A 5,658-nucleotide genomic window follows, 5' to 3' on the forward strand; every position below is an offset into this window, starting at 1 on the left:
CAGCGATATTACGATCAATGGCAACGATGTGTGTATTGCGATATTTTAGAGTTTGTATGAAAAGCTAAGTGATCCCGATTATAATTATGTGATTAATACAGCTGCCCGTTACAAAGCCGAAGAACCCCAGGTTCACTGGTATTGCCAAATTAGCCCTCGGTTAACTACCCCAGCCGGATTTGAACTGGGTTCTGGGATTAGTATCAATCCTTCTTTACCTGAAATTGATGCCGATTTTTTGAATTCTTAAGTTTATTGGTCATTGGTCATGGGTGATTAGTTCTACAAATTCTCAGACTCTTTCTCGCGCAGTTCTCGAACGGCTTCCAGACTTAATCCTGTTGTTTTTTTGAAGGCGTAGTCAGTTTTGGATTTATAAATTTCATCGTTTTGCTCAAAATATGATAATTTCAACTATTATAATATAACTCGACGATGAATTCATTGAATTCACAGTTGGCTAATCCTTCATGTTGGCTTGTTCAAAACTGGCATTCGCTTCCTCTTCTCGTCCTAAATTCCGTAACGCTAAACCACGATTATTCCAGGCTTCCGGGTAATCGGATTTTAAGTCTAATGCCTGATCAAAGGATAGAATAGCTTCCTCTTCTCGTCCTAAATTCCGTAACGCTAAACCACGATTATTCCAGGCTTCTGCATAGTCGGAGTTTAATTCAATCGCTTGTTCAAAACAAACCATTGCTTCTTCATACCGCCCTAAATTATCCAAGGCTAAGCCGCGATTATTCCAAGTTTGGGGGTCATCTGGCTGATTGTCTAAGGCGTGGCTGAAACTGATTAACGCCTCTTCGTAACGTCCTAACTGGATTAGGCTAACTCCGTGATGATTCCAGGTTTGGGCATCATCGGATTGTCGGGCTAAGGCTTGATCATAACTGTCTAAGGCGTCTTGGTAACGTCCTAACCTCTCTAAGGCAATCCCTCGATTCGCCCAGGCTTCAGCAAGATTGGGTTGAATGGCTAAGGCTTGATCATAACTGGCGATCGCAGCCTCCCAGCGCCCTTCTTGTAATAATAGATTGCCTCGGTTTACCCAGGCGGGATACAGTTTCGGTTGGAGTTCTAGGGCGTTATCAAAGGTGGTAATGGCAGCTTCTGGGCGGTCTAAATGCATCAGGAGTAACCCTTTATTATACCACGCCTGGAAGTAATCTGGCTTGAGGGTAATTGCCCGATCAAAACTGCTAATTGCGTCCTCCAAGCGTTCCAACTGACACAGAACCGTTCCCCGATGCTTCCAAGCCTCCGGGTGTTCCGGGTACAATTCAACCACCCGATCCAAACAAGCGATCGCCTCGTGGGGACGTTGTAATTGCATCAAGGCGATACCTTGAATAGACCAAGCCTCTACATAGTCGGGTTGAAGGGTTGTCGCTTGTTGACAACTGGCGATCGCCTCAGCTAAATGCCCTAATTGAAATAATAAATGACCCCGATAAAACCAGGCTTGGGCATAATCAGGTTTCAACGTTGTCGCTTTATCCAAACAAGCGATCGCGGCGTTGGGTTGTTCCCCCTGCATTAGCGCTAATCCCTGCATGTACCACGCCTCGGCATAATCGGGATTAAAATAGGTAGCATTTTGGCAACTCGAAACCGCTTCCCGATACCGTCCTAAATTATATAACGCACTACCCCGATTGCCCCAGGTGGCGTAATCATCAGGTTTAAGCTGCAACGCTTGGTCATAAGACGCGATCGCATCCTCTAAACGTCCTAAACTAAACAAGGCATTACCGCGATGAAACCAGGCTTCTGGGTAATGGGGTTGTAGTTCAGTTGCCTTTTCGCAGCTTATCACGGCTTCAGTATGGCGACTTAAATGAAACAAAACCAATCCCCGATTATTCCAGGTTTCTGGGGCGTTTGGTTGTAAGGTAACGGCTTTTTCATAACTCGCCAAAGCGTCTTCTAACCGTTCCAACCGATAAAACGTATTCCCTTGCTGAAACCACACCTCGTAATCATTGGGCTGTAGTGAAACCGCTTGTTGCCAACTCTCTAATGCCTCAGTATAACGGTTTAAATTAAACAGAATCCAGCCTTTATTTTTCCAAGCCTTCAGATAGTCAGGATTTAAGCTTGTGGCTTGATCAAAGCTTGCTAATGCGTCCTCCTTTCGTCCCCCATTCATCAACACCAACCCTTGCATATACCAAGCTTGCACATAATCCGGTTGGCAGTGAGTCGCCTGTTGACAACTGGTTAACGCTTCTTCATATTGTCCCAAATTATACAGCGTACTTGCCCGATTTCCCCAAGCTACTGCCAAATCAGGATTAAATTGTGTTGTTTGATCATAACTCGCTAAAGCGTCTTCTAGGCGTCCTAATTTAAACAGGCTATTTCCCTGATTAAACCAGGCTTCTGAGTAATCCGGTTTCAAGGTAATCGCTTTCTCATAGTGCGTCAACGCCGCGTCGAACCATCCTAGATGAAACAAAGTATTTCCCCAATGGAACCAAACTTCTGGCATATCGGGTTGTAATTGGGCAGCCTGATCAAAACTCGCGATCGCTTCCCCGTAGCGCCCAATCTTAAAGTATTCAATTCCCTGCTGCAACCACTGATTGGCTAAATAGTCATTTGTCATGGTTCATGGTTTATAGTTCATGGTTCATGGTTCATGGTTCATGGTAGCAATCAACAATCAACGATGAACAATCAACGATGAACAATCAACATTTTTCCTAACGGCGATCGCGAAACAGAAGAATAAAGGCAATCACTACAGCTATCACTCCTGTGCTAATACTTCCCCAAAATACAGGCGTGAACAAAAATGGCGTCTCTTTCGCTGGGGGCAGTTGTTCGACCAAAACCGTCGCGGCGATACTGCTGACAATTAATCCGATACCAATTAAAGCGACTGTCGTATTCAGCGTGCGATTACTTTTGATTTGTTCAATACCACTTACGCTTCCAATCGTGCGAATCAAATTTTCCATCAATGGTAATCCGGGACGAAATGTCGCGCTATCTGTGGCGACTTGTTGCAGATATTTTTCATTCGCGACTTCACTAAAGTGGTTTAAATTTTTTAAATAGCTGCTTGTTTCTCGTTCCAGCTTTTGAATCCGCTTTTGATAATTTTCTAAATTTCCCTGAATCGTTGTTGTATAGTAATCTAGGTCATTTAAATTCATGGCATAATCGGATAATGTGGGCAAGGTCTGGATTAAGGTTGATTGCAGTTCTTTTAAATTCAAGCCTTGAGCCTGAATCGGGTTGGGCAAGGTACGGACACTGGCAACTAAACGTCGAATTTCATAAGACTGAAGTTTTAACTCTTGAGTACGGCAGCGACTTTGCCAGTATGCCCAAATGATTTTATGGCGATAGCTAAATAAGCGGATTAAATCCAAGTGAATATCATACATGTTTTGGCGAATTTCCGTGACTTTCTTGCCAGCGGGAAACATGCAAATTATCAGATGATAGTTTTCTTGGCTAAACGACTCCCAGTCTTGCTGCCAATTATCGGGAGAATGCCAATATTCAAACACTCTTGCCCCCAACAATCGTCCTTGTTCTCTAAATTCAGGAGTCCACTTAAGATTAGGGGTGAGCTGTTTATAACAGTCTTTAGCCAGTTGTTTGGGGTCTTGATTACTATCAGCAATTTGCACCGACACTAACCAGGTTTGACCAATTGTGCCTTGCTGGGTGGGGAGCAGTTCCCCCGTATCCAATTGATGATTAATGTGAGAGGCAATAATTTTTTTGAGTTTGCTCAACGTTTCAATGCGTTGGGTCTCATCATTCGGTTGTTTGGTTTCTGGATCTTTATAGTCCCCTGAACAATTGACTTGCAGGGCGTAAGCATCTCCGAGTTGTAGCACCCGATAGTATCCATCTAATCGGGATTCAAATGGCTTAACCAACAGTTGTACATAATCCGCTGCGGGATTTTCTAGGGCGGCTAATTGGTTGAGTTTGTCATCGTCTAAGTTGGGATCGATTTTTTGCCAAAATTGTTGGCGGTAGTGATGGATTTCAGGGAGAGAGTGACCGAAACTCTCGCGCAGGTCATATAAGAATAGATCGACGGTAGGGTAGATTAGCTGAGTCGGTTTGTTCATCATTGATGACTGTGGGAATGGGGGTGAGGGAGATGGGGGAGATAGGGGAGATGGGGGAGATAGGGGAGCAGGGGGAGCAGGGGGAGCAGGGGGAGCAGATGAAGTCGGCGACAGTTTTGAGCAAATGTAACGGATTGCAAAGTATAATGAAATCCAGAGTACACCGACAAGCACCTAATTAAAGAGTATTACTATCAGATGCGAGTTGCGATCGCTGGAGCGGGTTTAGCTGGACTTTCCTGTGCCAAATATCTAACGGATGCAGGTCACACCCCTATTGTTCTAGAACGTCGGGACGTTCTCGGCGGAAAAGTTGCCGCTTGGCAAGATGAAGACGGAGACTGGTATGAAACCGGGTTACATATCTTCTTTGGCGCCTATCCCAATATGCTACGGCTGTTTAAGGAGCTAGAGATTGAGGATCGGCTACAGTGGAAAGACCACACCATGATTTTCAATCAGCCAGAGAAACCGGGTACCTACTCTCGGTTTGATTTCCCGGATTTACCGGCACCGATTAACGGAATTATTGCGATTCTGCGGAATAACGATATGCTGACCTGGTCGGAGAAGATCCGGTTTGGCTTGGGTTTGATTCCAGCCATTATTAATGGTCAGAAGTATGTTGAACAGATGGACAAGTATTCCTTCTCCGAGTGGTTACAGCGCCAAAATATACCGCCACGGGTAGAAAAGCAAGTCTTTATCGCCATGGCGAAAGCGCTGAATTTTATCAACCCCGATGAAATTTCGGCAACGGTGGTGTTGACGGCGTTGAACCGCTTTCTCCAGGAAAAGAATGGGTCGAAAATGGCATTCCTGGATGGTTCCCCAACGGAGCGCCTCTGTCAACCCTTGGTAGACTATATTACGGCAAGGGGTGGAGAAGTGCGATTAAATGTTCCGGTGAAAGAATTTTTACTCAATCCGGATCAGACGGTACAGGGATTTTTGATTCGGGGTGAACAGGGGGACGAAGTGCTGACGGCGGATGCCTATGTATCAGCCATGCCTGTCGATCCCTTAAAATTAATCCTGCCTCAACCCTGGCGCGAGATGGAATTTTTCAATAAGCTAGAGGGGTTAGAAGGGGTTCCGGTGATTAACCTACATCTGTGGTTTGACCGGAAATTAACAGATATTGACCATCTCCTGTTTTCGCGATCGCCCCTTTTGTCAGTGTATGCTGACATGAGCAATACCTGTCGGGAATACGCCAACCCTGACCGTTCGATGTTGGAGTTAGTCCTCGCCCCAGCGAAAGATTGGATTGGTAAATCCGATCAGGATATTGTGGCGGCGACGCTGGAAGAACTAAAGAAACTCTTCCCTAAACATTTTGATAGTGATAGCCCTGCCCAGTTGCTCAAGTATCACATTGTCAAAACTCCACGTTCCGTTTACAAAGCCATTCCGGGACGACAAGCCCATCGTCCCTGCCAAGAAACGCCCATCCCAAATTTTTACTTGACTGGCGATTACACCATGCAACGTTACCTTGCCAGTATGGAGGGTGCCGTACTTTCTGGTAAGCTGACATCGCAGGTGATTGTCA

General features: G+C 45.3%; 5 protein-coding genes and 1 pseudogene. 3 read left to right on the plus strand and 3 right to left on the minus strand.

The window, feature by feature from the left end:
* Positions 1–52: 52 nt before the first annotated feature.
* Positions 53–250, plus strand: a pseudogene (locus tag ACLFWI_RS25855) (galactose-1-phosphate uridylyltransferase); the annotation flags it as partial.
* 32 nt (positions 251–282) lie between these two features.
* Here ACLFWI_RS25855 and ACLFWI_RS25860 read toward each other — a convergent pair.
* The 3 genes from ACLFWI_RS25860 to ACLFWI_RS25870 form a co-directional block, all read right to left on the minus strand.
* Entirely contained in the window at positions 283–414 is a 132-nt protein-coding gene (locus ACLFWI_RS25860; RefSeq protein WP_446415299.1) for a hypothetical protein, read from the minus strand.
* Positions 415–460: 46 nt separating this feature from the next.
* A complete protein-coding gene (locus ACLFWI_RS25865) occupies positions 461–2,614 on the minus strand; it encodes a tetratricopeptide repeat protein (RefSeq protein WP_446415300.1) in 2,154 nt (717 codons plus the stop codon).
* A 97-nt stretch (positions 2,615–2,711) separates the two neighbouring features.
* Positions 2,712–4,106 carry a DUF308 domain-containing protein gene (locus tag ACLFWI_RS25870; RefSeq protein WP_446415301.1) on the minus strand — a complete coding sequence of 465 codons (1,395 nt, stop codon included), beginning with the start codon at positions 4,104–4,106 and terminating at the stop codon, positions 2,712–2,714.
* Between ACLFWI_RS25870 and ACLFWI_RS25875 the strand changes: the two genes are divergently transcribed.
* Together ACLFWI_RS25875 and pds are read left to right on the plus strand one after the other, a co-directional pair.
* Entirely contained in the window at positions 4,096–4,233 is a 138-nt protein-coding gene (locus ACLFWI_RS25875) for a hypothetical protein (RefSeq protein WP_446415302.1), read from the plus strand. The two genes, ACLFWI_RS25870 and ACLFWI_RS25875, sit on opposite strands and share 11 nt — an antisense overlap.
* A 68-nt stretch (positions 4,234–4,301) precedes the next feature.
* Positions 4,302–5,658: 15-cis-phytoene desaturase (gene pds, locus ACLFWI_RS25880; RefSeq protein WP_446415303.1), on the plus strand; the 1,357-nt coding region annotated here is incomplete at its 3' end.

It is taken from the genome of Coleofasciculus sp. (genome assembly GCF_046539235.1).
In the GTDB taxonomy this organism is placed as follows: Bacteria; Cyanobacteriota; Cyanobacteriia; order Cyanobacteriales; family Coleofasciculaceae; genus Coleofasciculus.

Bases quoted from the DNA above. Each gene is read 5' to 3' on its own strand.
- ACLFWI_RS25865 (WP_446415300.1), bottom strand. From the start codon at position 2,614: ATGACAAATGACTATTTAGCCAATCAGTGGTTGCAGCAGGGAATTGAA.
- ACLFWI_RS25870 (WP_446415301.1), bottom strand. From the start codon at position 4,106: ATGATGAACAAACCGACTCAGCTAATCTACCCTACCGTCGATCTATTC.